Genomic DNA, 26,656 nt, shown 5'->3' with positions numbered 1-26,656 from the left:
GAAGAAAAATTTTGTTGGATTGAATGGGAAATGGATGGTTTGAGGGTGGAAGTGTTGGAGAGAAAGGAGTTTGTGGGGAAAAAGAGTTAAATAGGAAAAGTATATTTAAAAAGTGAGGTATTGACTTTTGAGATCGTCTCTTTTCTTTATTATATATGTATTTAAAAATCCAGTATAAGAGAATCTCTTGAGGCACCTACAAATGAAAAGTCTGTCGGTATCTTAGTAAGGCTTCTGAAATTCCTAGCCCCGATAGAAACGGCATCCTTTTGGGTTGTGGGCGAAGCGAAGCGTAGCCCGTAACCCAAAAGATACAGTGGATAGCGGGAAATAGCTTCTTATAAAAAGGAGGAAAAGTATAGGTGTAGACGGATTTTAAAACAACCGTGATACTTCCTGAGATTTAATAGTCGTTTTCTGACCGTAATAATAACGGAAATATTTCTCGAAATTAAAGAAATCGCTTTTCTAAGAACTTATATATATAGTAGCCGATGAGACAGCCAACGGTGTCTGCCACAATATCTAAGGTTTCCATTGATCTTCCCAATCCCATTTCTTCCTGAAGGATCTCGGTAAGAAATGCATACAGCAGAATGATCTGGATGAAATAGTAAAAACGGATTTTTGGAAATGCAGCAATAAAAAAGAAACCTAATGCCGCAAAAATGCTTAGATGCAAAATCTTGTCAATACCGCTGAACATAAACCAATATTCATGGTTTTCTTCACCGGGCTTGAGAAGCATATAAGTAAGAAATGCCCAATAAATGGGCAATATCTTACTGAATATTTTTGAAATCTTATCCAATGATTGCCTGATATTCTTCCGCAGAAAGTAATTCTGAATGATCTGCACCTTCAGCAACTTCTAATTTGATGATCCATCCGTTTCCATAAGGATCTGAATTTAACAATTCAGGTTGGTCTTCTAATTCTGAGTTGAATTCGATCACTTTTCCTGAGATTGGCAAGAATAGATCTGAAACTGTTTTTACAGCTTCTACACTTCCGAAAACGGCACCTCCTTCAAGATCATCATCTACGGTGTCTACATCTACGTAAACGATATCTCCCAATTCTCCCTGTGCGAAGTCTGTAATACCGATTGTAGCAACGTTTCCTTCAATCTTGATCCATTCGTGATCTTTCGTGTACTTTAATTCTGATGGTGTGTTCATTTTTAATTTTTTATTTGTACAAATGTATTCAAAATTCCAGAAGGTTCAAATATCGGATATAAAAAATGTCCCTCAAAAACTGAGGGACATTTAAATTTATTTTCGTTCTAATTAGAAACCGCCTGAGTCTCCGAATGTAAACGTGGCAGAAATACCTGCTCTGATTGTTGACAACGGGAAGGCTGTTGAGATTTTATATTTAGAAGTCATCTGCTCATAGAATACTCTAAGATTAAGGTTCTGTGATACATTATAATCTGCTGAGACTTTAATGTTCATCAATCTCTGACCTCCGGTAACCTGAGAATCATCCAGTAAAATGTTGGTGATGCTCGTTTTGCTGTCTCTCAGCGAGAAATCTCCTCTGATGTTCAGATCACTTCCTTTTGCTTTTCCTCGTCCTCTCACATTCGTCATTCCTAATCTGAAGTTTCTGATGATATATCCTACTCTCACAACATATTCGCTGTTTGAATCTTCTGTTAAGGTATGGTTTACCAATCCGAGTAACAATGTTCTTAATCTGTTGTACTGAATACCCAACTGAATATTATTTCTCATCGTCATGTCTACTCCGATCAAAGGTGAGAAATTTTCTACGTAACCTACCTGAGCAAAAGTGAACGGATTGATATAATCGTCATTAATATCTCTCTGCGTTGCATCGTAAGCATTAAGACTGTTGAAATAATCGATACTGGACTGAATTCCTGTGGCTGTATAAGTCGCCTGATAAGAATGTAAAAGATCAAACTTGGAGAACTGTCCGTTGATGATCGGGATATTTCTCAACCCTGAGTAAGTGATCTTCCAGTTTGGAATCGGAAGTCCTGCTTTTTTAGGGTTGGTCATTTCTTTTACTGTTTTTCCTTCCACCGCAGCTCTGAATGCAGGAATCAAAATATAGGCATTTGAAATTCCATAACCGTCTTTGAATCCATTTGGCTCTAAAGCGCCCTGCTTCTGCTGAGATAAAGCCTGTGCATTCTGTCTTATTGCCTGATAAATTGCCGCTCCGTCTTTGAATGCTGTCTTTAATAAGACCACCGAGTTGGAGTAGGTTACCAAATCATTTGCAAATGTATAGTTCGGATTGGCAACTCCCGTATTCGGATCTCTGTAATTAAATCCTGTATGGGTAAAGTTTCGGTTATAATTATGCAGTGCACTGATGTCTATTCTGAGATCGTTCATCGGCATAACCTGCAAATTAGCCCGCAGCTCGCGTGTCGACATTCGTACATAAGGATCTGTCATAAATTCGGAATCACTTACCCATCCGTTTTCCATTACCGTTCTTCTGATGTCTGCCTGAGATCCGAAAAGGAACCCGATGGTTGGACCTCCCAAAGTCTGTCCGTAACCATACCAGTTCGGAGCCGATAATAACCCCGGAAGCACTGTTCCGTTGTTTTCAGAATAATTGATATCTAACTGCTTCATGGATGTTAATAAATACGCCATGCTCTGAAGCGGAGTCAGTCTGTTTTTAAACTTATATCTTTTATAAGCATATCTGTTTTTCTCCCACTGTTGCGTATAAGCATTGTTTAATGAATCTATTTCCTGTTTACGTTTCTGCAATTTTGCCGAAATATTTTTGAAATACTTAAACTGTCCAAAGAACTTCGTAAAATCTGCCGTTCCGGTTGCCTGAATGACATTTGTATTCTGACCGATTGAACCTAAGCTTCCGTCCGGACTTGCCAGTAACACCGTAGATCTTGCATTCCAGTTGTAGGTAAATCCGTATCCTAATTCCGCATCGATGAAATCGAGATATGGCAGATACTGGAACGGTAATTTATAGTTTAACTGAACTCTGTGGTTATATAGTACAGGTCTACCCGCTCTTAATACGTTTCCGAAAATAGAACTATTGTCCATTGTATTAACGTCCACATTGTCATTCAATGTTCTGGTTGCCGAGTTAATTTCCAGTTTTAAAGATTTGGTAAAATTAAATCCTAAACCATACTGCCATCCGAAATAGAAGTTTCTGTTTTTAATCGCTGCAAAATCATCTCCATAGTTTCCTGTAAGGATGGCATCGATATTTCTAAACTGCAACTCGTTGTAATTTCTGTCGATTTCTGTTCTGAAAGAGAATCTTGTAGGAACAGGATTAAAGTTAAATTCTTTTACCCATCTCAGGTATTTCGTAGACTTCGCCGTATCGCTGATCATTTTATTGAACGGACGGATTACCCAAGGTTTGAATGTATAGTTGTAATCCACATACCCTCTCAGATACTGTCTGTAATTTTTCTTGGTATAAATATCTCTATAATAATCGTCGTTGTAAACCGCCGTTACCGATACGTTTTCGATATCGTAGAACTTAGGTTTCCTGTTCGGATTCATTCTTTCTTTATGCATATTCACAACGCCGATGCTTCTTTGCTGTGTATAAGTTCTAGCTACTTTTTTAAGCTGCTCTTTGTTTGCTGCTTTCTTAAACTCTACATCCGTATCCAGAGGATTGTACTTCGGATCTTCAATAGTCTGAGAATAAGAATAGTTTACCGGAATTTTAACTCCTGTTTTTTCAGGTAAAAATTTATCTACATTTACTGCGGTATTGATGCTGAATGCAGACTGAGTCGACTGGTTTCTCTCGGCTGGTTTAGAATCAATGTTTCCAAATCCTACTGAAGTATAAGAAGCACTTGTATTCACGGTTGCAAAATCTCCCAGGTTGAAGTTTAAGCTCGCATTTCCTGCATACCCTCCGTCATTTTCTATTTCAGAGAGACGGATTTCGTTTACCCAAAGAATCCTGTCGAGTGCTACAGCTCCGGAAGTTCCTCTTTCGAAACCATTTCTGACACCAATCATGATGGTTGTAATGTTTCCTAAACTTGGACGTCCTTTGATGTAAAGACTTTTAAAAGTATTCCCCGGATCAAAAACCTCATCTTTTAATCTTTGTACAATTTGCGTAGGGTGATTTTTATCTCTTCTTATTTTAGCATCAACAAAATCCTGAATATTTAAATCCACATCATTTTCCATCGGCCAGATTTCCATAGGTGTTGTAGCGTTAGATGGTGTGATGAAGAGTGAAGATTCATATTCATAGTAGTTATCCGTGGCATCACTACCCAAACGGATGAAGAATTTAGTTTCTTTATTAAAACCGAATACTCTTTTACCAGGATCCTGAGCGTGTACAAAAAGTTTTAATTTTTTGTATCTTCTCATATCCAGAGAAGTATTTTTAAATACCCCTCTCGCTTCAGATGGAGCAAGGGATGTTGTTTTTAAATATAAAGAAGCTTCATTCTGTCTCTGTGCCCCTGCATTACCGCTTAAAATCTGTCTGTCGATTCCCGGAGGCAAAACGTAAGGTGGCTGGTTCAGTGCATTTTCTTCAATATTTACACTTCCCACTTCGAAGTTATCGTTATTTGTAGTGGTTGTCCCTTCATCCGTAGCTCCTGAATTTCCTGTATTTGCAATATTTTTAGGATATTTTCTCCAGTCTGATCTCACCAAATCCATTGTTCCGAATCTTAATGTTGAAGTCTGGTCAAAACCTGTTAATAATAATCTTGCAAATCTTACATTATTCAAAATAGAAGCATCATGATCTCCTGCCGTATTTACGTACTGGGAAACCGGAATTCTGAACAAATACCATTTTACCTGCGAAGTCTGCCCATTCTGGAATGATGCCTGAACTGTTTTAACGTCTACGATATTATTCTGTCCTAAAGTAAGGCTTCCCGGCGTTAAGCTTACCTCATACTGGTTGTAGCTTTCTGTCTGATCTAAGTTGTAATCCTTATTAATATCTTCTGCATCCGGAGTCTGTGAAGCCACTTCTAAAGAATTGCTCTGAGAGTTTCCTTCCGGATTTCTGAAATACTTGTATCGCTGAACCAAAGATGAAGCCTGAGTTCCGGTGAATTTTTCAGACATATAGAATACAAAATCATCTACTGCAGGGTCGGAAACATTGGTAACCGGATTGATAAATGTATTTCCAAACAATGCCGCTTCCTGATCCGAACTTAAACCGTCATACCCCAAATCCTGAGCGGTTCTGTCTGCTCCTTCACTTGAGAATGCATAAAGAATCGGTGGCTGCTTTGGCTGTGTTCCCCAGTTTGAAGCCGTAGTAGTAGACGGAGCTGAAGGCGTTGGCAATCCGTTTTCGTACTGCATCTGTCCGTCTTTCAGAATATCTTCAGAAACGTTCCCTAAATGCAGTAAAAGTTTTGGATTGGTACCCAAAGTATTTCCGTCTGCATAAGGATCCATCATCCAGAATTCAACATATTCGATGTTTGAATTCACGAAATTGGAAACGCTGATCGGTCTCATGATTCCCGCCCATCTCTGTGCAGTTGTTTCTGTAGCCGGATTGGAGTTGTAAGGTCCTTTTTCTGCCGGATAATACGAAATATCAAATGTATTGGTATACGTCTGTTCTCCTGCTACAAAATCTCTGTTGTTAAAAATTTCTGAGAACTGAACTCTTCTTGAAGCGTGATTGGAAACTGACTGCGGCGTAATTCCTGTCGGAGCCTTTCCTCCTACTCCATAAAATCTCGGATCGATGTTATACCATGATAACAAACCTCTTCCATATCCTTCCGTGATATCATTATTTTTTCCAGCTCCTGTAAATAAAGGATCAGATTGATTCTTTTCCGGCTTTGAAGCTAAGCTCCACGCTGTAGGTTCTTTTAAGGTAATTTTTGAAGTGGTCTGTTCAAAATCATCAATATAAGACTGATCGTTGATTCCTTTATTTAAACCGGGAAGTAAATAAGCTGCCTCCATTTTGAAATTCAGATTGGATGGTGCTTCTGTATTTACCAAAGGTATTTTATCTGTTAATCTCGTAAGGAACGGAAGCTGATTGTTGTACATCAAATTGATTCCTGCCATTGTGTTATTAACAGCTTCCTGACCATAGTTTACTTTTTGAGTAAGCGGTGATTCGGAATAGTTTACAACGGTTCCTCCCAAGATAAAGTTTTCATTGAATCTCCTTTCTAAATTCAATCCCATGAATCTCTTTCTCTGGGTATTGAATGTTAACTGGTTTTCCAATGAAATATTAATTGCCTGTCCGGATTGTTTTACCTGCTCATTGATGATGGTAACGGTTCCCAACATATAATCTACGGTGTAGTCTATTCCTTCCGTAAGCTGAACTCCGTTTGCAGAAACTTTTACGGAACCTTGAGGAACATTAACTGCTCCCAAAGAAATTCCCTGTCCCTGAACGCCTTTGTAACGACCTTCGATGGTGTAACGCTGTGCAAGATTGCTGGATGTAGCAACCTGTTTCTGCTGACTGTAGAGATCTGAGAATACGTACTGTGGATCGTTACTTCCTATGACATTCTGGATATAGCTTCCAAATGGCTGAACTTTAGTAAAGATCACTCTTCCTGTTTCCGGACGTATGGTAATTCCGTTAACAAAGTCGAAAATACCGTCTCCTGTTGAAGTTCCGTTGTTCTGCAAATCTCCGTTCGCATTCAGTCGGTCCCAGTTTAATAATTTAATTAATGGAACATTGTTTACCTGTGGATTATTGGCAACCGGAAGATAATTTACTTTACCTCCGGATTGTGGATCTCTGTATAATACGTTCAGGATGAATCCGTCCTGATTAACCTGTCCTGCATCCAGAGAATAGATGTTTTTCATCATCAGATTCCACATCGGCGAAGTTGTTTTTACCGTTGTATTCGGCTTCAGAAGTTTCGCCATTAAAACCGTACTTTCCTCAGAGAATTCCCCGACTTTGTACACCTGATTGCTTCCGTTCACCGTGTAGGAAAAGGAAACCGCCAAAAGCTGATTATCGTTCAGTTTCTGGTTTAATGAAATGTATCCTAACTGCGGTTGTAAGGTATATTCGTTGGTATTTAATCTTCTTGCTTTTTTATTGAAGATAAAGTGTTCACCATCCTGATAAACTTCTGTTGTTCCTGTCGCAACAGGAAGGTTCTGCCCTTTGATGGCATTGTATGCAGTACTCGCATCTCTTAACCCAGGTAATCCGTTAATCGTGGAATACAGGTTGAAACCCGGTTGATTATTATCCGGAAGAACTCCTGGAGCATCTCCCAAATCTCTGATTCCGACAATACTTTTCTGGTACTGTAAGTTGCTGTTCCCCTGATCCAGAACCCAGACTTCCAGTCTTGTAATGCTGATCTTTGAATTGATCTGAGGATAGTTCAATAAGGCGCCATCATATTTATCTAAGAAATAATGTCCTAAAAAGTAATGCTGGTTGTCTTCGTAATCAATTGCATTTAATTTAAATGTATTCATGACACCGCCACCCTGAACCGTAATATTCCTTGCTTCACCCTGTTGTTGGGAAAGTACGACTGTTCCGAAGGTTTTACCTAACTGAAATTCTGTTTTAACCCCGAATAAAGACTGTGAACCACGGATGAGACTGGTGGAAAGCGGCATATTAACGTTACCGAATTCTACTCTTTTGATAATTTTGTCCTCTCCTCCTGCACTTGGCTTATCTACATCCTGCAAACCTTTCTGCTGAAGGTCTTTCCAGCTTCCTTTTGCCTGCCAGACGAGATTCATTCTGTTCTCAAATGCGAAACCGCTCTGGGTGTCATAATTGGCTTTTAACTGAAGATTTTCTCCCACTTTCCCCAACAAACCAAGCTGAATTCTCTGGTCGATATCGAACGTAAAACTCTTTCTGTTTTGCGGTAAGATCAGTGGATTATCAATCTTCTGATATAATCCGGCTAAATCGAAAGAAGCATACCCGGAAGGAATGATTTCGATTTTATTGCTTCCGAAAATGGTTTCGAAAAGCCTGTTGTTGATCTGTAATGAAGGAATTAAACCTTTTCTCGCCGCATCGCTTTTATCTTTCCGGAACATGAGGCTGTAACGGTCTGATTTTTCCTTATAGTAAGCTTTCGTCTGCGCTTCCATCATGAACTCTTTGTAATCTTCCGGAGACATCGCAGTCGGCTGTCCTGTTATGGTATTTCCTACTTTAGGATATACGAAATACATTCCTGTTTTTATATCGTAGTAGGCTTCATACTGTGTAGGATCTGCCAACTGATAATCTTTTTTGATAATTGCGGTATCGCTTACCTTTGCTGCAGGTCGTCTTTGTGCAAATGTAAATGTAGACACAAGCAAAAACGACAGGAACAGAATTATATTGAAATATTTATTATTCGCCACCAAATGTTAAATGTTTTTTAAAATTTGTTTTACCAACTCTTCTACTGAAATATTAGGATCCTGCTTCATGATTTTATCCGCAAGTTTCTCGCTCATTCGCTTAGGAATGCCCAAAACTTCTAATGCAGATAACGATTCTTCCTTGATTTTATTATTTGCAAACGTGGAAATGTTTTCTTCGGGATTGCTGTATTTCTGTACTTTATCCTTAAGATCCACAATGATTCTTTCGGCTGTTTTTGCCCCGATTCCTTTGGCTTTCTGAATAAGTGTGCTGTTTTTTGAGAGGATTGCCGAAGCGATCTCATCAAGACTTAAAGTAGACAGTAAAATAAGTGCTGAAACAGCTCCTACTCCATTAACGCTTATTAACAGATTGAACATATCTTTCTCTGAACGAGTGTTAAATCCGAATAGCAAATGAGCGTCTTCCCTGATGATCTGCTGAATAAAAAGAAAAGTTTCTTTATTGGTTGTGAGGGTTTGTGAGGTCATTAAACTGATACCTACATAGTAACCAACTCCTTGTACGTTGATTACTGCGTAAGTAGGCGTAAGTTCCTGAACAATGCCTTGAAGTGAAAATATCATTATTAATTTTTATAACTCCCAAATATAGTAATTTAAACTAAGTTATGTTTTCATTTCACGCGCGAATGATTTTTAACTTAATTTTTAACTGTAAATGCAATAATTTCTCAAAAAAAACGAAACCCATCCAAATGGACAGGTTTCATTTTCTTACTTTAATTTTACAAAAATCTACACCGGATTTATATCCAGACACATGCTGATGTTGCAGGCTCCGTTTACGCAGGTGGGTGTACATCCTACCAAACATAACTGTCCCTGAGAAGGAAGGCAGTAATATCCTCCGTCCGGAGACTGCAATGGCTTTCCTCCGGGTCCGCCTCCTGCAATCTGTCTTAAATTTTCTCTTGAAAGTTTTTTGAAATTTTTCATAATGTAATTTTTGGTTCTCCTAAAGTATTTAATTTATCTACCTGTTGAACAGATATTTAAATAATTAATTCTGAAAATGTATTTTACAATTTATTTTACCCCTAGAAAAGTTATTATTCATAGGCATTTCAAAAGATTTTTAAAATATAAATTTACCTGTCCTAATATCACAAAATTGTGAAATTAGGACGCAAAAAAAAGCAGTACACCGTTATTTTGTGTACTGCTTTCTATCTTAAGAACAGATTTTTTATTATTTCTTATCTTTTTTCTCTCTTCTCTGGGCATCCAGAACGGCAATGGTTGCAAGGTTTACAATCTCATCTACGCTTGAACGCATCTGTAAAACGTGAACCGGCTGTTTCAGTCCCATCAGAATTGGTCCGATTACCTGTGCTACTTTCATTCCTCTGATGATCTTGTAGGATAAATTTGCACTTTCAAGATTCGGGAAAATGAATGTATTGGCAGGCGTTGTTCCTAATTTTGAGAACGGATAGTCGCTTAAGTGATCTGAGTTCATCGCAAAATCCGGCTGAATTTCTCCGTCCACGATCATTTTCGGATATTTTTCGTGAAGGATGCTTACTGCTTTTGCTACTTTCTTTGAAGTTTCGGAGATGGCTGCAAAGTTTTCAAATCCAAGCATGGCGATTCTCGGTTCGATGGCAAAAGATTTTACGGTAAATTCTGCCATTTTAGCAATATTTACCAAATCTTCCGCTGTAGGATTTTGATTGATTGAGGTATCTGCAAAGAAAATAGGTTTCTTTTCAGACAAAATCATCATCATTGCCGCTACTTTATCTACTCCTTTATCTTTTTCAATTACTTCTAAAACTGGTCTAAGAACGGAGGTATAATTTTTAGAGAAACCAACAATTAATCCGTCTGTATCGCCATGTTTCAGCATTAAAGGACCGAAATAATCTCTCTGACGAACAAATCTTTTTGCTTTGTATTCGTTCATTCCCTTTCTCTGGCGAAGTTTCCAAAGCGTTTCTCTGTATTTTTTTCTGTTTTCTTTCTGATCGTCGTCGCTTGGATCAATAATCGGAATATCAAGATTGATCCCGAAATGTTCCATCTGCTCCTTGATGTATTTTTTATTTCCTAAAAGACTCGGATAGGCAATTCCTTCTTCATATAGAATCTGTGCCGCTTTCAGAACGTTGTATTCTTCCGCATTTCCTAAAGTAATTCTTTTCGGATTGGCTTTTGCACGGTTCTGCATCATTCTTACCAGCTTCTCGTCTCTTCCCATTCTGTCGAGAAGGCTGTTTTCGTATTCTTCGAAATCGGTGATTGTCTTTCTGGCAATTCCGCTTTCTACTGCTGCTTTTGCTACCGCACTGGATACTTTTGTAATTAAACGGTTATCAAACGGTTTTGGAATAAAATATTCTCTTCCGAACTGCAGATTCTGAATGTTATACGCTAAAATTACCGCCTCCGGAACAGGTTCTTTTGCTAAATCTGCAATGGCATGAACAGCCGCCAGTTTCATTGCTTCATTAATTCCTTTTGCCTGAACGTCTAATGCTCCGCGAAAAATATATGGGAAACCAAGAACGTTATTAACCTGATTAGGATAATCACTTCTTCCTGTTGCCATGATGACATCTTTGCGGGTTTCAAGGGCTACATTGTACGCAATTTCCGGATCCGGATTTGCCAATGCAAAAACGATAGGATTTTCGTTCATGCTCAGCAACATTTCCGGCGTCATTACATTTCCTTTTGATAATCCGACGAAAACATCTGAACCTTTTACGGCATCTTCCAATGTTTCGATGTCTGTCTGAGCAACAAAATCGATTTTTTCCGGAGTAAGGTTTTCTCTTTTATGGTTGATTACTCCTTTACTGTCGCACATTAAGACATTTTCTCTTTTCAAACCAAGAGAAATATAAAGGTTGGTACACGCAATGGCTGCTGCTCCTGCTCCGTTCACCACCATTTTCACTTCTTCGATCTTTTTATTGGCAATCTGAAGAGAGTTGATTAATGCTGCTGCAGAAATGATCGCCGTTCCGTGCTGATCGTCGTGCATCAAAGGAATATCCAGTTCTTCTTTCAGTCTCTGTTCGATATAAAATGCTTCCGGAGCTTTAATATCTTCCAGATTGATTCCTCCAAACGTGGGAGCAATACCTTTTACAATTTCTATGAATTTATCAGGATCTTTTTCGTTGATTTCAATATCGAAAACGTTAATGTCCGCAAAAATTTTGAACAAAAGACCTTTCCCTTCCATTACAGGCTTTGAAGCTTCTGCACCGATATCTCCCAAACCTAAAACTGCGGTACCGTTTGAAATAACAGCTACCAGATTTCCTTTTCCTGTATAATCGTACACCGTTTCGGGCTTATCGTGGATTTCCATACAAGGAACTGCAACCCCCGGAGAATACGCCAATGACAAATCTCTCTGAGATGAGTGTGGTTTTGAAGGGATCACTTCGATCTTACCTTTAGGTTCGGCTTTATGATAATCTAAAGCCGCCTGATTAAAGTTCTTTTCGTCGCGGTGGGTTTTACTTGACATATAATGAATTTTGTTATTTAATTATAATATATATTGAATGTGGTAGCTTACGAGACTTTCGATAGGCTTCTGAACAATCTGTCCCACATTAAGATTAAGCTCTGCCGCTGCAGAACGTAAAACATCTTCGTAATAATAGGCTATTGATCCGATGAAATTGATCTCGGCATCTTTGGCTTCTACATAAGGAAGCACCTGATAATCGAAAAAATTAAGCATTTCTTCATGCACCATTTTCTGTAAATACGGATGATCTTTTCTTTCCACTACAAATTTGTTGAAATCTGCTAAGTACGCATTGGGTCTTGGAGTGTGATACATGTTTTTCAATGCTTCCTCCACAGTCAGCTTATACGTTTCTTCAAACTCCGATGAGAGATCTGCGGGAAGTTTCTGCATAAAGAATCTTCTTACCAGTTGTTTACCGATTGCGCTTCCGCTTCCTTCGTCTCCTACAAGAAATCCGAGAGAAGGCAACTGGATCTTAATGGTTTCTCCGTTAAAATAGCAAGAATTGGAACCTGTTCCCAAAATACAGACAATGGCGGGCTTTCCTCTGTAAGCGGCATAAGCTGCTGCTGTGAGATCCTCTTTAACAATAATTTCTGCACCGATGAATACTTTGCCCAGCTCTTCTATAATGATATCACAATTTTGCTGAACACCACATCCTGAACCATAAAAAAAGATTTTCTTAATCGAATTTTTAACGGTGGTAAGGCTTGTATTTTTTTCAATTTCAGGAACAATAAGTTCTTTGTTGATGAAGTTTGGGTTGAAGCCAATGGTTTCTGTTTTCAGGAAGACTTTCTTAAAATCGTCCAAAATTACCCAGTCGGATTTTGTAGAACCACTATCAACAATAGCAACCATATTTTACATTTTAGTTTAAGGATGCTAAATTATGAATTTATCTTGTAAGATGACGGATTCTGAACATGACATATGTGTTATTTGTGGTATAACAATTCTGTTATCTTTTTTGCATTAAACAAAAGAGAGCCCACTAATTCAGTAAAGCTCTCTTTCAGTAATTTTTTTTCAGATGCATTGTTATTGTTTTATGTCTGTGGTCTTTTTATCGTTAAACTGGATCAGCCAGTCTTCAATTTCATCTTCCAGATAAGAGGTCTGAAGAATCATGGCATTGATGAAGTCATCGGGAACAGGTTCGTCTGTTGCATTTTCAAGATTCCAAAGTTCATTGGACATATTTTCATACTCGGAATAGACACGTTTGAAGCGTGAATTTTCTCTTTCTAGAGCTTCAATATTTTGTTGCTGAAGCTGGAATTTTCTGTATTTGTTTTGACGTTTCATACAAATATTATTAAAATGTGGTCGTAAAAATTTTTGATCGTATGCTTCTAATCACGCATTACAAGATAGAAAAAACCATCAACACAAATAGTTGAAAATGAATTTATTATCAGGTCAGGTTTACATCATTCTGAAAATTAAATTTAGAAATAATTTTGAATCTAAAAAAATATTTAACATCTTTTTTTACCGGTTTAACATATAATTATAAATTTGCATATCATAAAAATCGGATGAGAGATTTAATACTACGTCAGAAACAGGTTTTGTTCTTCATCATTGCAGGAGGACTCAGTGCGGTTGTGGAAATCGGGAGTTTTAAACTCTTCAGCACTTTCCTTCCTCAGTTTTTTCCGCGCGAAACCAATTTCCACGGAATCCATTATCCGCTGAGCAATATTTTTTCGACAAGCTGTGGAATCATCAGCAATTATTTCCTGAGCATCTGGTTTGTTTTTGAAAGAGGAAAGCATTCCAAAAGAAAAGAATTTGCCTATTTTATGATGGTTTCTTTTATTTCAACATTATTAAGTCTCGGTTTTTTCCAGATTTTCTACAGCTATATATTTAAGGATAATATAGATTTGATTATTTATACGCTGAGTCCGGAAATGATCAGTAAAATTGCTGCCATTCTGCTGGTTTCGGTTTTAAATTATTCCATCAAGAAAAAAGTAATCTTTAACGGATAGGCTGTGACGAAAGTTTTAAATTACCTCTGGAGATTCTGGATGCTGATTTTAGCATTTGTCTTCACCATCCTTTTCGGAATTCCGGTTTACATTTTATCATTTAATAAAAAACATTATAAATATGCTTACCGGTTTGTACGATGGTGGAGCTACTGTATTTTTTTCGGGATGGGGCTTCGGTACGATCTTACGAAGCTTTCTGATCAGAAATTAGACAAAAACCAACAGTACGTTTTCATATCTAACCACACATCGATTATGGATATTATGCTGATGTGTATTTTGTGTGCAGATCATCCTATTTGTTTCGTAGGAAAAAAAGAACTGGTAAAAATTCCGATCTTCGGAACCATCTATAAGAGGATCTGTGTAATGGTAGACCGTAAAAGCGCGAGAAGCCGCGCCGATGTTTACCGGAGATGCGCCGAAAAAATGGAAGAAGGAAACAGCATTGTTATTTTTCCTGAAGGCGGTGTTCCGGATGACACTTCTATTATTCTGGATGAATTTAAAGACGGTGCATTTACGCTTTCTTCGAAACACAATTCTCCTATTGTAGTCTTTACTTTCATCGGATTAAAGGAAATTTTTCCGTTTGATAATTCCAAAGGTTATCCCGGGAAGGCAAAAGTTTATTTCAACGGAATTTTAACTCCTTCAGAATCACCGAAAGACCTCAAAACATCCTCTTTTGAGACAATAAAAAAAACTCTGTTAAAACACTATAATTAATAGAAATAATATATATTTGTTTTCAGAAATTTTCAACAAATATGTCAAATTATTCTAAACAAACCAATTGGGGACAATTTATCCCATTGGTTACTGTATTTTTTTTCTGGGGATTTGTGGCGGCAAGTAATGACATTTTGATCCCGGTTTTTCAAAAAGCCTTTAATTTATCTCAAACCGAAAGTATGCTTGTGCAGATATGCTTCTATGTGGCATATACAGTGGGCTCTTTGATTTATATGCTGGTCTCTGCGGGATTAAAGCAGGATCTGGTAAATAAAATAGGCTATAAAAACGGGCTTATCGTAGGACTGCTTATTTCCGCAGCGGGAACTTTACTGTTCTATCCGGCTGCGAATATGCATTCTTTCCCTTTAATGATCTCCGGATTATTTATCGTGGGACTGGGCTTCTCATTGCAACAGATTGTAGCCAATCCTTTAGCCATTGAAGTAGGACCTTCTGAAACGGGTTCTCAGAGATTAACAATGGCAGGAGGAATCAATAATCTCGGAACCACAATCGGGCCCCTTATTGTTTCTTTTGCAATCTTCGGATCTGCAGCAGCAGCGAATAATGATGTAAGTGTTGAAAGTGTAAAAGTTCCTTATCTTATTCTTGGGGTTGCGTTCGTTTTAGTTGCAATTATGCTTAAATTTTCTTCTCTGCCGGCGGTAACGCCTACCAATACTGAAGAAAGTAAAGAGGATCTTATAAAAGGAGATCACAGAAAATCAGCTTTTGAATATCCTCAGCTAATTTTAGGGATGATCGCAATTTTCGTGTATGTAGGTGTAGAAGTTTCCACAGCATCTAATCTTCCTGCGTATATGGAAAAAAGCTTAGGTTTCGAAACAAAAGATGTAGCACCTTATATCTCTTTATACTGGGCTTCTTTAATGATTGGCCGATGGACAGGTGCCGTTGAAGCTTTTGACGTAAGTGCAGGTTTCAAAAAAATCTTAAGATTTTTAGCTCCTTATCTTGCATTTGGAGTATTCTTGCTGGTAAATGCCATTGCAAAGCACGATCTGTCTCATTTCTATGTTTACGGATTGATTATTATTGCAATGATTATCTGCGATATTATGAGTAAAGGAAATCCTGCAAGAATGCTTTTGATCTTTTCGGTTGCAGGTATTACCGCTTTACTGATTGGTATGTTTACAAAAGGAATGGTTTCTGTATACGCCTTCACCAGTGTAGGTTTATTCTGTTCTACGCTTTGGCCTTGTATTTTTGCTCTTGCGATCAATGGTCTTGGAAAACACACCAATCAGGGTTCTGGATTCCTGATCATGATGATTATGGGAGGAGGAATTGTAAGCTTTATTCAGGGCTATGTTGCCGATATGACGAATATTCACTTCAGTTATATTGTAGGAGTAATCTGTTTTGCTTATCTTGCTTTCTACGCAATAAGAGTAAGCGGAATTTTGAAATCTCAGGGAATTGATCTTGACAAAATCACAAAAGGCGGTGGTCATTAAGAATACAAATATATTATATAAGAAAAGATTTTGGGCAGGTTTATTACTTGCCCAATTTCTTTTGTTTTATGCCTTCTCGAAATCTGCAATCATGATTTCTTTTTTTGAGACTTTATTTGAATTTCAGAAAAAAGTTCATCAGATTATATTTTCATGGATTCCTTTTTCCTTTGGAGATGTACTTTATATTTTGCTGGGAATTTTTCTTGTGTATTGTATTATCGGATCTTTTAAGAAGACAAACAGGAATTCTTCTTTATTAAAAATTTTATCGGGCATAAACGTTTTCTATTTTTTATATCAGATATTCTGGGGAATGCTTTATTTTCAGACACCTATTATTAAAAAGCTTCCAAGCCAGAAAGAACCCACAGTTGAAAAGGCAAAAATACTGGCTTTAAAATATCTTGAGCGATGTAAGGAAACCCGAGAACTAACTTCCGAAGATAAAAACGGAGTTTTCATCATAAAAGATGTAAAAGCCGTTCAGAAAGAAATTCTTCATCAGCAAACAAAACTTCCAAAAAACATTTCAGATAAAAAAGCTTCTGAAATTAATTCCTTCAAACCAAGTTTATTTAAAAGCGTGATGAATTTCACAGGAATTTTGGGATATTACAATCCGTTTACGGCTGAAGCGCAATATAATTCACAATTGCCGAATACGCTTATTCCTTTCACTTCTGCACACGAAAGTTCTCATCAGCTTGGTTTCGCCAGAGAACAGGAAGCAAATTTCGTGGGATATCTCATTGGAATTGATTCGGAAAATACAGATCTGCGATACAGCACAGAATATTTTACCTTAAAAAGCCTGTTGAATTTTATCGCAGATAAAGATCCGGAATTTGTGAAATCTGTTTTGAAAAACTATTCTCCGGAGATGAAAAAAGACAGAGCTTATGAAAAGGCTTTTGTTCTGAAACATCAGGGATTGCTGGACGACTTTTTCGGCTTTACAAATAACCTTTTCCTGAAAAGCAATCAGCAGGAAGGCTCTGTTACCTACTCCTATTTCATTGATCTTCTGATGAATTACGAAAAGGTATAAAAAAAACAAAAGAATCGTATCAGGCGATACGATTCTAAAAACACAAATGATGAAAAAAAATTTATTACCTTGACTTGTTCCCTCATTCAAGGCGATGTAAAAGTACGATATTTTTCAGAAATACAAAAGTAATTTTACTTTTTTTAAAAACTTTATGAAAACTTTATGAATTTTTAAGTTTTTTTGAGTTCGTTTGATTTTTTTTTGATTCAGAATAAATTTGTGCAGAATATACAAAATTATAATTTAATATTCTTTAAATTTTCCTTTATTAATCAAGATTTAAAATTTTTGATATTAAAAATAGATGGTGCCTGATATTATTTTACCAACAGCACTTTCTTTTATCACTATAAAAAGCAATTCAAAAAATAAAAAAAGTTGAGAAGCATTTGGTGTTTCTCAACTTTTTAACTGAATACAAATTATAAGATAATTGTAAAATTATTTCTGAGATTTTAAAATCTCATTTTCTTTTTTAAGTAATTCAACATCTCTTTTAAGCAATGAAATATAATCCTGCAGGCTTTCTAAAACAGAGTTTGGAATATTAAAATTTTGATTGTAATAATTCTCAGAATTATCATTGAAACTTGAGTTATCATGATGAACAACTCCCGAAAATTCAGGTTCTTTGATATCATCAACACAAACATCCAGAACTTTTGCCAGTTTCTCCCATTCGTCATCATAAATTTTCGATCTCCCATTTTCTTTACGGGAATAGCTGGAAGGATCTGTAGATAATATTTTTGCCATGTATTGCTGAGATAGTTTTCTTTGTTTTCTAAGATCTTTTAGTTTTTGTTGTATCATCCCTCTGTGTTTATTTTGCAAATTTATAAAAAACCAAACGCAAAATCTGCAAAAAAATTGCAAGAAAATTGCAATTTTTATCCATTCATCGTGAGATATTTTTTCATAGTTTTGAAAAACAATATTGATAAAGCGCTTTAAAAAAACTCATTTATATATGTACAGATATAGATGAAAAACTGATCAGTAGAACCCTATGTCAGGGATTGTATGACAAAAAAAATTATTTAATACAAAAAAAATGGACAAATGAAAAATTTGAAAAAGCTTTCGAGAAATGATTTGAAAGAAATTAATGGAGGTAGATTACCTGGAGGGGGATCATGCAGAATTAGTGTTCAATATGCAGGTGGAGGATATGGTGTTTTTGACACCCCTACAACCGGCTCTTGCTCTAACCAGCAGACACAGGCAAATAAACAGTGTCTTAATTTAATTGGAAATCCTAACAGTGGAACTAGATGTTCTTATGATTGTGGTTGCGATGGATATGGACATTAAAAAATATAGGAAGAGTTTATTACTCTTCCTTTTACTTCTATTAGTATTTGTAAATTGTCAAAAAAAAGACACTAAAAATATTAATAATGTTGAAAATGCATTACGAATAGATACACTGAATTTAATTACAAATGTTTCATTTTATGATACAGGAACATTTGCTCTAAATACTCTTGTAAATCATAGAAATTTTAATTTTTCAATTTCTGGAACTAAAAAAAATGTAAAAGAAAGTAAAGAAATAACACTAACAAAACCAACAGTGTTTGAATCCTATGCTCTGGTTAACGGAAAAACAAGAGTTCAAAGATATTTGGTTTTTAGTAAAAATGATACTTTAACATTTGAATTTCGTAAAAATGGATCCGTTTATACAGGAAATAAGAAAAATGCTATTCTGAATACCTTAATATCGGATAATACTATTTATTCTATTGAAGAACCGGATAATTCTGGTAATTACATACAGTCGCTTAAAAAAAAATATGACAATAATTTAGCTATAATTAAGCAAGATTCTACTAATTATACTGATTTTCAATACAAGGCGATAAATGATTATTTAGAAATATATTTCTACAATAAACTTTTTAATGTAGATTTTTCAAAAATTACAAATCAGAAAGTAATTGAAGAACTAGACAAATACTTTGATATAGTTAATAACAATATTTTAATATTAAACAGACTTAATGCCGTACAAAATAAAAGTTTAATAATAAATTTATTACGATATATATCATTTAAAAATAAAAATCATCATTTGATTGATAATTTACAATTTCTTGATAAAAAATTATTTAAAACAGAGGCTTTAGATGGTTTTCTTTTGGATTACATGGAAAATGATAATACTTTAAGTAAGAATGATATTGATATTATGAAAAAGTATATCCGAGAAAGCAGCCTCAAAAAAGCAACTGAGAAAAGCAAAGGGAAAGTTCTGTCTAAAAATATACTAAACTCCACTATTAAAGATGCAAAACTAAATGAAGTTGCCATTAAAAATATATTGTCAGTAAAAAATGAAAAATTAATTTTAGTAGACTTATGGGCTACATGGTGTGTACCATGTCTTAAAGAAATACCTAATTGGAAAATAGCACAAAAAAAATATAGTGATAAAATAAAATTCATTCGTATTAGTATAGATAACGATCAAAAAAAATGGAGCTTGTTCCTAAAAAAAGATATAAATGATGAGTCCAATTATATTATCAGCAACTCTAGTCATCCTTTTATAAAATATTTTGAAATCAACTCAATTCCAAGGTTTCTTTTATTCAATAATAAGTTTGAGGTAATTTCAAATGACTTTGACAGACCAAGTGACAATAATTTTGACACTAAGATTAAAGCAATTTTAGATGAAAATTAATTCGCAAAATAAAAAAAGTTAAGGGGCATCTGTTGTTTCTTAACTTTTTAAATTGTGGTTTGTATGATTATCTATCTTTTAAATTACTTTATGTTTTAGATTTAAGAGTCAAATTAATTTACACCTCCGAAAACAATTGAAATTTCAAGATTAACATATAGTAATTAAATTGGATAAAGTATTGATAATTTTTTAGATTTTTCAGTTAAAAAAAGAGAAAGAAATCATTTTTTCAAACATTCTTCATGCGTAGACAAATCAATTTTGTAAAATCTGTTACTAAACAAAAGATATTAATTCATATAAAACATTCATAAGCAATAAAATAACCATAAATCACGTTAAAATGAAAAAAGTATTTGTTTTTTTCAAACATCTGCTTATTTTAGATGAAAAATATTAATATGCTATTGGACAAACTCATTAACTATCTAAAACTCGACAAACAGGAGTTTCTTTTTCAGTTCAACTCACACCCAAATTATCCTTCTGCTTTAGCTTTCAGCGACACATTAAATTTCATGGGCGTACGAAATGATGCCTACGAATTAGATAAAGAATATTGGGATGAACTTCCTGAAGAGTTTATTACCATTGTAGATAATTCTTTTTCGCTCGTTAAAAAAAACGGCACACAATATTCCATTTATTCCGATAAAGCAAAGACTTTAAATAAAGAAGAACTGCACAAAAAATCCACAGATTTTGTTTTACTTTTTGAAAAAGATAAAGTGGAGCAAAAAACCGTGACGAGTTATAAACCTTTTATTTATGCTATTTTTGCGGTCGTTCTAATTTATTCCGCAATTAATTTAGCATGGTATGAAGCAGTTTTCAACGTTTTATCGCTGGTTGGAGTTTATATTTCTTTAGAACTTTTTAACCAGAAATTTGGGAATACATCCACTGTTATCGGGAGTATCTGTGGAGACACCGCAGGAAATCAGGCCGTAAATTCATGCAACAAGATTATTACTCAGGATAAGACAAGTATTTTGGGACTTAAATTTTCAGATTTTTCTCTGATCTATTTTGTTGGTCTTACATTTTTAGGATTATTTCTTCCTGCAACTTCCCTTATTATTAAAGGTTTTACTTTTGCTTCGATTATCGCAATCGGTTATTCATTATATGTTCAGGGATTTGTAGAGAAAACCTTCTGTCGTGTTTGTCTTTTAATTATTTCTGTCTTAACGGCTCAGATTTTAATCACTATTTTACTTTTCCCAGCTATTTCTTTCGATCTGAAAACTTCTTTATTGAGTATTATTTTATGGATCGCCGTATTTTCCATGGTTTTATATCTTAATAATATGCTTGAAGAAAAAGAAACACTTCAAAAATCGAACGCAAAAAATTTAAGATTTAAAAGAAATTATGAACTTTTTAAAAGAGAACTTCTGGAAAAAGAAAAAGTAACATTTTCTGATAATGAAACCTTTTTTGTAGGAAAAAGAGATGCCAAACTACATTTATCGATTGTTTCAAATCCATACTGCGGATTTTGTAAAGATGCTCACAAAATTGTAGAAAACTTACTTACAAAATATCCAAATGATATTTCAGTGCAGATGAGATTTAACTATTCTCCGGATAAACAAAATGAAAAATTTACGAATCTTATTTCAGATTTCATGTATACCTACAGAAACAAAACATCTCATGAGTTTTTACATCTTATAGAATATTGGTTTGAAAACAAGGATGAAAATAAAGTAAGACAAAAAGTAGGAACAAATTCCGTTCAGGAGGATCTTACTCCTCTTGTGGAAATGTCTGCTGAAAATAGAAATGCCGGATTAAATTTTACACCAATTATTTTAATCAACGGTTATCAGTTCCCTGATAAATATGATCGTGAAGATATTTACTACTTTATTGATGAATTGTCTGAAGACGAAGAAATTTAACTGGTAATTAATTTTTGTAATGCAAAATTCACTAATTTAGGAAAAATTTAAAGCGGAATCCGAAAAGCTTAAAAAGAGTAGGAAATCAAACAAATTATTATACTATGAAAAATCTAAAGAAAATTGCAAGAGAAGATCTCAGAATGATTCAGGGAGGTTACGGTCCTCCGGTAAGTGACGGAATGGGAGGATGGTATTGCCCAAACCGTACAGAAGTAATGTGTCTGAACGGATGCACAGTTCTTTGCATGAGCGGAACTCAGTGTAAACCATCTTTCTGCATTGATCCAATCTTTGGATAAAATAACACAACCAAGTCATTAAATTATGAAAAATCTAAAAAAGCTTAACCGAAATCAGCTAAAAACAGTTACAGGTGGAATTGCTTGCAGAACCGAAGATGATTACTGCCCCGGAACTTCTGTATGCTGCAGAAACGGCGGTCAGTTCGACGGATTATGCAGAAGTTTACAACAAATGGCAACGCAATGTGCATTTTAAATAAATAATTACTATGAAAAATCTAAAAAAACTCTCAAGAGAAAACTTGAAATCTGTAAAAGGAGGTGTAAAAGAAGGATGTCCTGGACCAAAGTCACCATATTATCGTCCTTATGCTACACAAGCAGAGTGTGAAGCAGCCACAGGAAAAACCTGCTCATATTCAGAAGAAAGCTATTGTTTTCCTGCCGGATGGAATGCGGATCTTCTCTAAAAATTAAAAATTTAATTTTTTGAAAGAAAAATAGTTGTCGTCATTACGACGACAACTTATTTATAAATAAAAACGTCAATCATTGAAATCTTTTCCTTTCTATCGTCAACCAGACTCCAAAGACTGCGGTCCTACCTGCCTTCGTATTGTAAGCAAACATTATGGCAAAAGTATCTCACTCCAACAAATTCGTAACCTTTCTGAAACAACAAGAGAAGGAAGCAGTTTACTCGGATTGAGTGATGCTGCGGAAGACCTTGGTTTCCGCTCTTTAGGAGTTCAGATTAATTTTGAATCTCTTGCAGAGGAAGTTCCGTTTCCCTGTATTGTCCACTGGAATAAAAATCACTTCGTGGTTGTTTATAAAATAGACAAAAACAACAAAGTTTACGTTTCAGATCCCGGATACGGACTCATTACCTACACGAGAGAAGAATTCATCAAGTTATGGATCGGTGAAAATGCCAATGAAAAAACAGAAGAGGGAATTGTACTTATTTTAGAAACTACCCCTGCTTTTTTTCAGACAGAATTTGATGATCAGGAAAGTAAAGCCAGTTTTTCATTTCTTTCAAAATATGTATTAAAATATAAATCGCTGGTTATCCAGCTCGCAGTAGGTCTTTTGGCAGGAAGTTTACTTTCTCTGATTTTCCCTTTCCTTACCCAGAGTATTGTCGATGTTGGTATTCAGAATCAGGATCTTAATTTCATTTATCTTGTCCTTTTAGCACAAGTGATGCTTTTTATGGGAAGAATGGGAATTGAAATGATCCGAAGCTGGATTTTGCTTCATCTTTCGGCAAGGATTAATATTTCTATTATTTCCGATTTCTTTATTAAACTCATGAAGCTTCCGATTAGTTTTTTCGATACGAGAATGACCGGAGACATCATGCAGAGAATTAATGACCATCACAGAATCGAGCAACTTCTCACAAGTTCTTCGCTGAACACCCTGTTTTCATTAGTCAATCTTATTATTTTCAGTATTGTACTGTTATTTTATGATTACAGGCTGTTTATCGTCTATCTTATCGGGGCGGCAGCTTACATCGGATGGATCAGTTTTTTCCTGAGTAAAAGAAAAGAACTCGATTACAAAAGATTTTCACAGGTTTCCCAGGAACAGAGTAAAGTGATCGAGCTGATTAACGGGATGCAGGAAATTAAAATGCATAATGCCGAGAAACAGAAAAGATGGGACTGGGAATTTCTTCAGGTTAAATTATTCAAGCTGAGAATAAAATCTTTGTCTTTAGAACAATGGCAGTCCGTAGGGGGAAACTTCATCAATCAGATGAAAGATATTTTTGTGAGTTTCCTTTCTGCAAAATTAGTGCTTGACGGAAATCTTACCTTAGGAATGATGCTTTCTGTTCAGTATATTATCGGGCAGTTAAACAGTCCATTGCTTCAGTTGATTGATTTCATTAAACAGTTTCAGGATGCCAAAATTTCTTTGGAAAGATTGGGTGAAATTCATGATAAGGATGATGAGGAGAATAAGGAAGAGCAATATTCCCACGAAATTCCGGAAAAAGACATTCTGGTGGAAAATGTTTCATTCAGATATACCGGTTCAGACGTTCCTGTGTTTGAAAATCTTACACTCAGCATTCCCTTTCAGAAAACGACAGCCATTGTTGGAGCCAGCGGAAGCGGAAAAACAACACTTTTAAAACTTTTAATGAAATTCTACGAACCTTCTCAGGGTGAAATCCGATTGGGAAATACAAAGCTTAACAATATTTCCCCGAGATTCTGGAGAGATCATTGCGGAGTGGTTATGCAGGAAGGCTATGTTTTTAATGATACTATTGCCAATAATATTGCTGTTGGGGAAGATTATGTGGATAAGCAAAAATTGAGGAGATCCGTAGAAATTGCCAACATTAAAGAATTCATAGAAGAGTTACCTTTAAGCTACAACACAAAAATCGGAAATGAAGGTTTGGGAGTAAGCGGTGGGCAAAAGCAGAGACTTTTCATTGCAAGAGCGGTTTATAAATCTCCTGATTATATTTTATTCGATGAAGCAACTTCGGCTTTGGACGCAAATAATGAAAAAGTAATCATGGAAAATCTCGAACAGTTTTTTAAAGGAAAAACAGCAGTTGTTATCGCTCATAGGCTTTCCACCGTAAAACATGCCGATAAAATCATTGTTTTGGATAAAGGAAAAGTAGTGGAAGAGGGAAACCATGCAGAATTGGTAGCTCTGAGAGGAGAATATTACCGATTGGTGAAGAATCAGTTAGAACTTGGAAATTAAGAGATACGTAATGGCAGAAAAAGACATTTTAGATAATATTGAGCTTCGTTCAGAAAGTGTTCAGGATATTCTTACCCAACCTCCTCATTGGATGATCCGATGGGGAAATACCATTATATTTTTGATTTTAGTGCTTATTTTAATCATGAGCTATATCATCAAATATCCGGAATTTATTCCTGCACCTATTATTGTAACTTCACAAAATCCACCTGAAAAATTAGAAGCCAGAACAAATTCTAAAATTGAAAAAATATTTATCAAAGATCATCAGGAAGTTAAAAAAGATCAGGTATTGATGGTCATGCAGTCATCTGCAAACTACAAAGATGTTCTTTCTTTAAAAAAAATAATAGATTCTTTATCTCCGAATCAAATATCATCATTCCCACTCAGTGAAACCTCTCATTTCAAATTGGGAGAACTTCAGGGAGATTATAACAGTTTTGCAAAAGCTTTTCAGGATGAAGCTTTATTTACGAGATTACAGCCTTATGCTCCGGAAAATCTTGCCGCTAATCAAAGCCTTTCCGAATATAGGGTAAGAATTGCTACTACCAAACAGCAAAAAAGCCTTGAGCAGGCAAAATATGAGTTGACCAAAAAAAATTACATCCGTTCTCAGGAGTTATTCAACCAGGGAGTTATTTCTTCCATGGAGCTTGAAAATGAAAAGATAAAATACATACAGGCGCAGCAAAATTTAGAAAACATCAATATTTCTCTTTCACAGATGGAAGAAGGAATTTCTAATTTAAATAAAACAAAAAGCGGAACAGCAATAAATACAGAAAAAGATAAAATTACCTACTCTTCCCAGACTTTACAGCTTTTTGAACAATTGAGAAAATCGCTGAAGCAGTGGGAGCAAAATTATCTTCTTATTTCGAATACGGATGGTATTGCCAGTTTCCAACAGTTTTTCGGCGAAAATCAGTTTATAAAAGCAGGAGATGCCGTTTTATCTATTCTTCCTAAAAACCGGGAAAAACTAGTCGGCAGAATGTCTGTTCCGGCAACAAATTCTGGTAAAATTGTTTCGGGTGAAAAGGTATTAATTAAACTCGACAATTACCGCTATCAGGAATATGGCATAGTGGAAGGAAAAGTACAAAATATTTCTCTTTCTCCAGATAAAGATGGAAATTACTATGTAGATGTACTTCTTCCAAAAGGACTAAAGACCAGCTACAACAAAGACTTGGTTTTCGATAAAGAATTAAAAGGAAGTGCGGAAATTGTTACTCAGGATTTGAGATTGATTGAACGATTCTTTTATCAGATGAGAAAACTACTGGGATATCAGAGTTAATTAAAAAATACAGAACCGAGACAATTATGTTTCGGTTTTATTTTTAATTTCAATCAAAAGGATAGTATTGGATCGCCGAAGAGTTCTTATCTCTTAAGCTTCAATCGAAAGGATTTTATCAGACCATTACAGTGAACGATTTTACGCTTCGGGAAAAAGCTTTAAAACTCAATATGCAACGCAGAAGATGGACAAATGTTAATATTTGCAACGTTTTAAAGATTAAAGATACAAAACCTTGCAAATAAAAAGTCTTTAATACATTAATAAACAAATTGTTATATGTATTTTAAGGAACAACTAACTAAACTTTATCCTTTTTACTTGGGTCTTTTCTCTTTTTTTTTGACTCTTGTTTATTTCCTTTGATAAGTGATAGATTAACGTGAATTCGGAGAAAAACATGAGGTGCTTAATGTCTAAAATTAATATTTTAGAATTGAACAAATACTATAGCTAACTCAATATATTTCGTCAAGTGATCAATTTTTGAAAAAGCTCATACGGATCACACCTTAACTTTCTCCTTATACTTTTAGCCTGTGCCCACTTCTTTTCAATAGGATTTA

The 26,656-nt window shown here is 35.4% G+C and carries 21 protein-coding genes; 12 read left to right on the top strand and 9 right to left on the bottom strand.

All coding sequences use genetic code 11. From position 1 onward, the window contains the following. Positions 1-451: 451 nt before the first annotated feature. The 8 genes from H6W52_RS19070 to H6W52_RS19035 form a co-directional block, all read right to left on the bottom strand. Positions 452-811, bottom strand: a complete 360-nt coding sequence (locus H6W52_RS19070; RefSeq protein WP_087710597.1) for a VanZ family protein — start codon at positions 809-811, stop codon at positions 452-454. Next, the gene (gene gcvH / locus H6W52_RS19065) at positions 804-1,181 is read right to left on the bottom strand and encodes a glycine cleavage system protein GcvH (protein ID WP_076395258.1); all 378 of its coding nucleotides are present in this window, start codon (positions 1,179-1,181) and stop codon (positions 804-806) included. The genes H6W52_RS19070 and gcvH overlap by 8 nt, the downstream gene beginning before the upstream one ends. A 111-nt stretch (positions 1,182-1,292) precedes the next feature. Beyond that, positions 1,293-8,384, bottom strand: coding sequence for a cell surface protein SprA (sprA, locus tag H6W52_RS19060; RefSeq protein WP_185144439.1), 7,092 nt, complete (start codon positions 8,382-8,384; stop codon positions 1,293-1,295). 6 nt (positions 8,385-8,390) lie between these two features. After that, complete coding sequence (ruvA, locus tag H6W52_RS19055) at positions 8,391-8,975, bottom strand: Holliday junction branch migration protein RuvA (protein WP_116099765.1); 585 nt, start codon at positions 8,973-8,975, stop codon at positions 8,391-8,393. A gap of 171 nt (positions 8,976-9,146) precedes the next feature. Then, the gene (locus H6W52_RS19050) at positions 9,147-9,347 is read right to left on the bottom strand and encodes a bacteriocin-like protein (protein WP_087710599.1); all 201 of its coding nucleotides are present in this window, start codon (positions 9,345-9,347) and stop codon (positions 9,147-9,149) included. 253 nt (positions 9,348-9,600) lie between these two features. After that, positions 9,601-11,895: an NADP-dependent malic enzyme gene (locus H6W52_RS19045; RefSeq protein WP_076395247.1), complete on the bottom strand. Its 2,295-nt coding sequence runs from the start codon at positions 11,893-11,895 to the stop codon at positions 9,601-9,603. 21 nt (positions 11,896-11,916) lie between these two features. Further along, on the bottom strand, positions 11,917-12,768 hold the full coding sequence (locus H6W52_RS19040; RefSeq protein WP_076395245.1) for an ATPase: 852 nt from the start codon (positions 12,766-12,768) through the stop codon (positions 11,917-11,919). Between the two features lie 180 nt (positions 12,769-12,948). Beyond that, complete coding sequence (locus tag H6W52_RS19035) at positions 12,949-13,215, bottom strand: hypothetical protein (RefSeq protein ID WP_087710611.1); 267 nt, start codon at positions 13,213-13,215, stop codon at positions 12,949-12,951. 233 nt (positions 13,216-13,448) lie between these two features. Between H6W52_RS19035 and H6W52_RS19030 the strand changes: the two genes are divergently transcribed. The 4 genes from H6W52_RS19030 (at position 13,449) to H6W52_RS19015 (ending at position 17,180) form a co-directional block, all read left to right on the top strand. Further along, complete coding sequence (locus H6W52_RS19030; protein ID WP_116099766.1) at positions 13,449-13,907, top strand: GtrA family protein; 459 nt, start codon at positions 13,449-13,451, stop codon at positions 13,905-13,907. 3 nt (positions 13,908-13,910) lie between these two features. Continuing rightward, positions 13,911-14,639 carry a lysophospholipid acyltransferase family protein gene (locus H6W52_RS19025; protein ID WP_241277951.1) on the top strand — a complete coding sequence of 243 codons (729 nt, stop codon included), beginning with the start codon at positions 13,911-13,913 and terminating at the stop codon, positions 14,637-14,639. Between the two features lie 41 nt (positions 14,640-14,680). Then, on the top strand, positions 14,681-16,129 hold the full coding sequence (locus H6W52_RS19020; RefSeq protein WP_116099768.1) for a sugar MFS transporter: 1,449 nt from the start codon (positions 14,681-14,683) through the stop codon (positions 16,127-16,129). A gap of 91 nt (positions 16,130-16,220) precedes the next feature. Beyond that, on the top strand, positions 16,221-17,180 hold the full coding sequence (locus H6W52_RS19015; RefSeq protein WP_228457605.1) for a DUF3810 domain-containing protein: 960 nt from the start codon (positions 16,221-16,223) through the stop codon (positions 17,178-17,180). Positions 17,181-17,624: 444 nt separating this feature from the next. Here H6W52_RS19015 and H6W52_RS19010 read toward each other — a convergent pair whose 3' ends face one another. Further along, entirely contained in the window at positions 17,625-17,996 is a 372-nt protein-coding gene (locus tag H6W52_RS19010) for a helix-turn-helix transcriptional regulator (protein WP_116099769.1), read from the bottom strand. Positions 17,997-18,245: 249 nt separating this feature from the next. Between H6W52_RS19010 and H6W52_RS19005 the strand changes: the two genes are divergently transcribed. From H6W52_RS19005 to H6W52_RS18970, 8 genes are all read left to right on the top strand, one after another. Continuing rightward, entirely contained in the window at positions 18,246-18,497 is a 252-nt protein-coding gene (locus H6W52_RS19005) for a bacteriocin-like protein (protein WP_087710621.1), read from the top strand. Beyond that, positions 18,448-19,875 carry a TlpA family protein disulfide reductase gene (locus H6W52_RS19000; RefSeq protein WP_241277950.1) on the top strand — a complete coding sequence of 476 codons (1,428 nt, stop codon included), beginning with the start codon at positions 18,448-18,450 and terminating at the stop codon, positions 19,873-19,875. The genes H6W52_RS19005 and H6W52_RS19000 overlap by 50 nt, the downstream gene beginning before the upstream one ends. 404 nt (positions 19,876-20,279) lie before the next feature. Continuing rightward, a complete protein-coding gene (locus H6W52_RS18995; protein ID WP_116099774.1) occupies positions 20,280-21,785 on the top strand; it encodes a thioredoxin domain-containing protein in 1,506 nt (501 codons plus the stop codon). Between the two features lie 104 nt (positions 21,786-21,889). Then, on the top strand, positions 21,890-22,087 hold the full coding sequence (locus H6W52_RS18990; RefSeq protein WP_076395230.1) for a bacteriocin-like protein: 198 nt from the start codon (positions 21,890-21,892) through the stop codon (positions 22,085-22,087). Positions 22,088-22,112: 25 nt separating this feature from the next. Beyond that, positions 22,113-22,286, top strand: a complete 174-nt coding sequence (locus H6W52_RS18985; protein ID WP_157967282.1) for a bacteriocin-like protein — start codon at positions 22,113-22,115, stop codon at positions 22,284-22,286. A 13-nt stretch (positions 22,287-22,299) separates the two neighbouring features. Beyond that, positions 22,300-22,500 (top strand): bacteriocin-like protein, encoded by a 201-nt coding sequence (locus tag H6W52_RS18980; protein ID WP_076395228.1) that lies wholly within the window; start codon positions 22,300-22,302, stop codon positions 22,498-22,500. An 82-nt stretch (positions 22,501-22,582) separates the two neighbouring features. Next, positions 22,583-24,775 carry a peptidase domain-containing ABC transporter gene (locus tag H6W52_RS18975; RefSeq protein WP_116099771.1) on the top strand — a complete coding sequence of 731 codons (2,193 nt, stop codon included), beginning with the start codon at positions 22,583-22,585 and terminating at the stop codon, positions 24,773-24,775. Positions 24,776-24,785: 10 nt separating this feature from the next. Further along, positions 24,786-26,087, top strand: coding sequence for an HlyD family secretion protein (locus H6W52_RS18970; RefSeq protein ID WP_116099775.1), 1,302 nt, complete (start codon positions 24,786-24,788; stop codon positions 26,085-26,087). Positions 26,088-26,656: the final 569 nt, after the last annotated feature.

Origin of the sequence: Chryseobacterium sp. C2(2020) (assembly GCF_014218915.1) — a bacterium.
GTDB lineage: Bacteria > Bacteroidota > Bacteroidia > Flavobacteriales > Weeksellaceae > Chryseobacterium > Chryseobacterium mucoviscidosis.
The sequence above is the reverse complement of the archived record's forward strand: the minus strand, read 5'-3'. Positions and strand labels throughout refer to the sequence as shown.

Coding starts and splice junctions, on each gene's coding strand:
- gcvH (WP_076395258.1), bottom strand. CDS start 1,181: ATGAACACACCATCAGAATTAAAGTACACGAAAGATCACGAATGGATC.
- ruvA (WP_116099765.1), bottom strand. CDS start 8,975: ATGATATTTTCACTTCAAGGCATTGTTCAGGAACTTACGCCTACTTAC.
- H6W52_RS19050 (WP_087710599.1), bottom strand. CDS start 9,347: ATGAAAAATTTCAAAAAACTTTCAAGAGAAAATTTAAGACAGATTGCA.
- H6W52_RS19045 (WP_076395247.1), bottom strand. CDS start 11,895: ATGTCAAGTAAAACCCACCGCGACGAAAAGAACTTTAATCAGGCGGCT.
- H6W52_RS19040 (WP_076395245.1), bottom strand. CDS start 12,768: ATGGTTGCTATTGTTGATAGTGGTTCTACAAAATCCGACTGGGTAATT.
- H6W52_RS19035 (WP_087710611.1), bottom strand. CDS start 13,215: ATGAAACGTCAAAACAAATACAGAAAATTCCAGCTTCAGCAACAAAAT.
- H6W52_RS19030 (WP_116099766.1), top strand. CDS start 13,449: ATGAGAGATTTAATACTACGTCAGAAACAGGTTTTGTTCTTCATCATT.
- H6W52_RS19020 (WP_116099768.1), top strand. CDS start 14,681: ATGTCAAATTATTCTAAACAAACCAATTGGGGACAATTTATCCCATTG.
- H6W52_RS19015 (WP_228457605.1), top strand. CDS start 16,221: ATGATTTCTTTTTTTGAGACTTTATTTGAATTTCAGAAAAAAGTTCAT.
- H6W52_RS19010 (WP_116099769.1), bottom strand. CDS start 17,996: ATGATACAACAAAAACTAAAAGATCTTAGAAAACAAAGAAAACTATCT.
- H6W52_RS19005 (WP_087710621.1), top strand. CDS start 18,246: ATGAAAAATTTGAAAAAGCTTTCGAGAAATGATTTGAAAGAAATTAAT.
- H6W52_RS18995 (WP_116099774.1), top strand. CDS start 20,280: ATGCTATTGGACAAACTCATTAACTATCTAAAACTCGACAAACAGGAG.
- H6W52_RS18990 (WP_076395230.1), top strand. CDS start 21,890: ATGAAAAATCTAAAGAAAATTGCAAGAGAAGATCTCAGAATGATTCAG.
- H6W52_RS18985 (WP_157967282.1), top strand. CDS start 22,113: ATGAAAAATCTAAAAAAGCTTAACCGAAATCAGCTAAAAACAGTTACA.
- H6W52_RS18980 (WP_076395228.1), top strand. CDS start 22,300: ATGAAAAATCTAAAAAAACTCTCAAGAGAAAACTTGAAATCTGTAAAA.
- H6W52_RS18970 (WP_116099775.1), top strand. CDS start 24,786: ATGGCAGAAAAAGACATTTTAGATAATATTGAGCTTCGTTCAGAAAGT.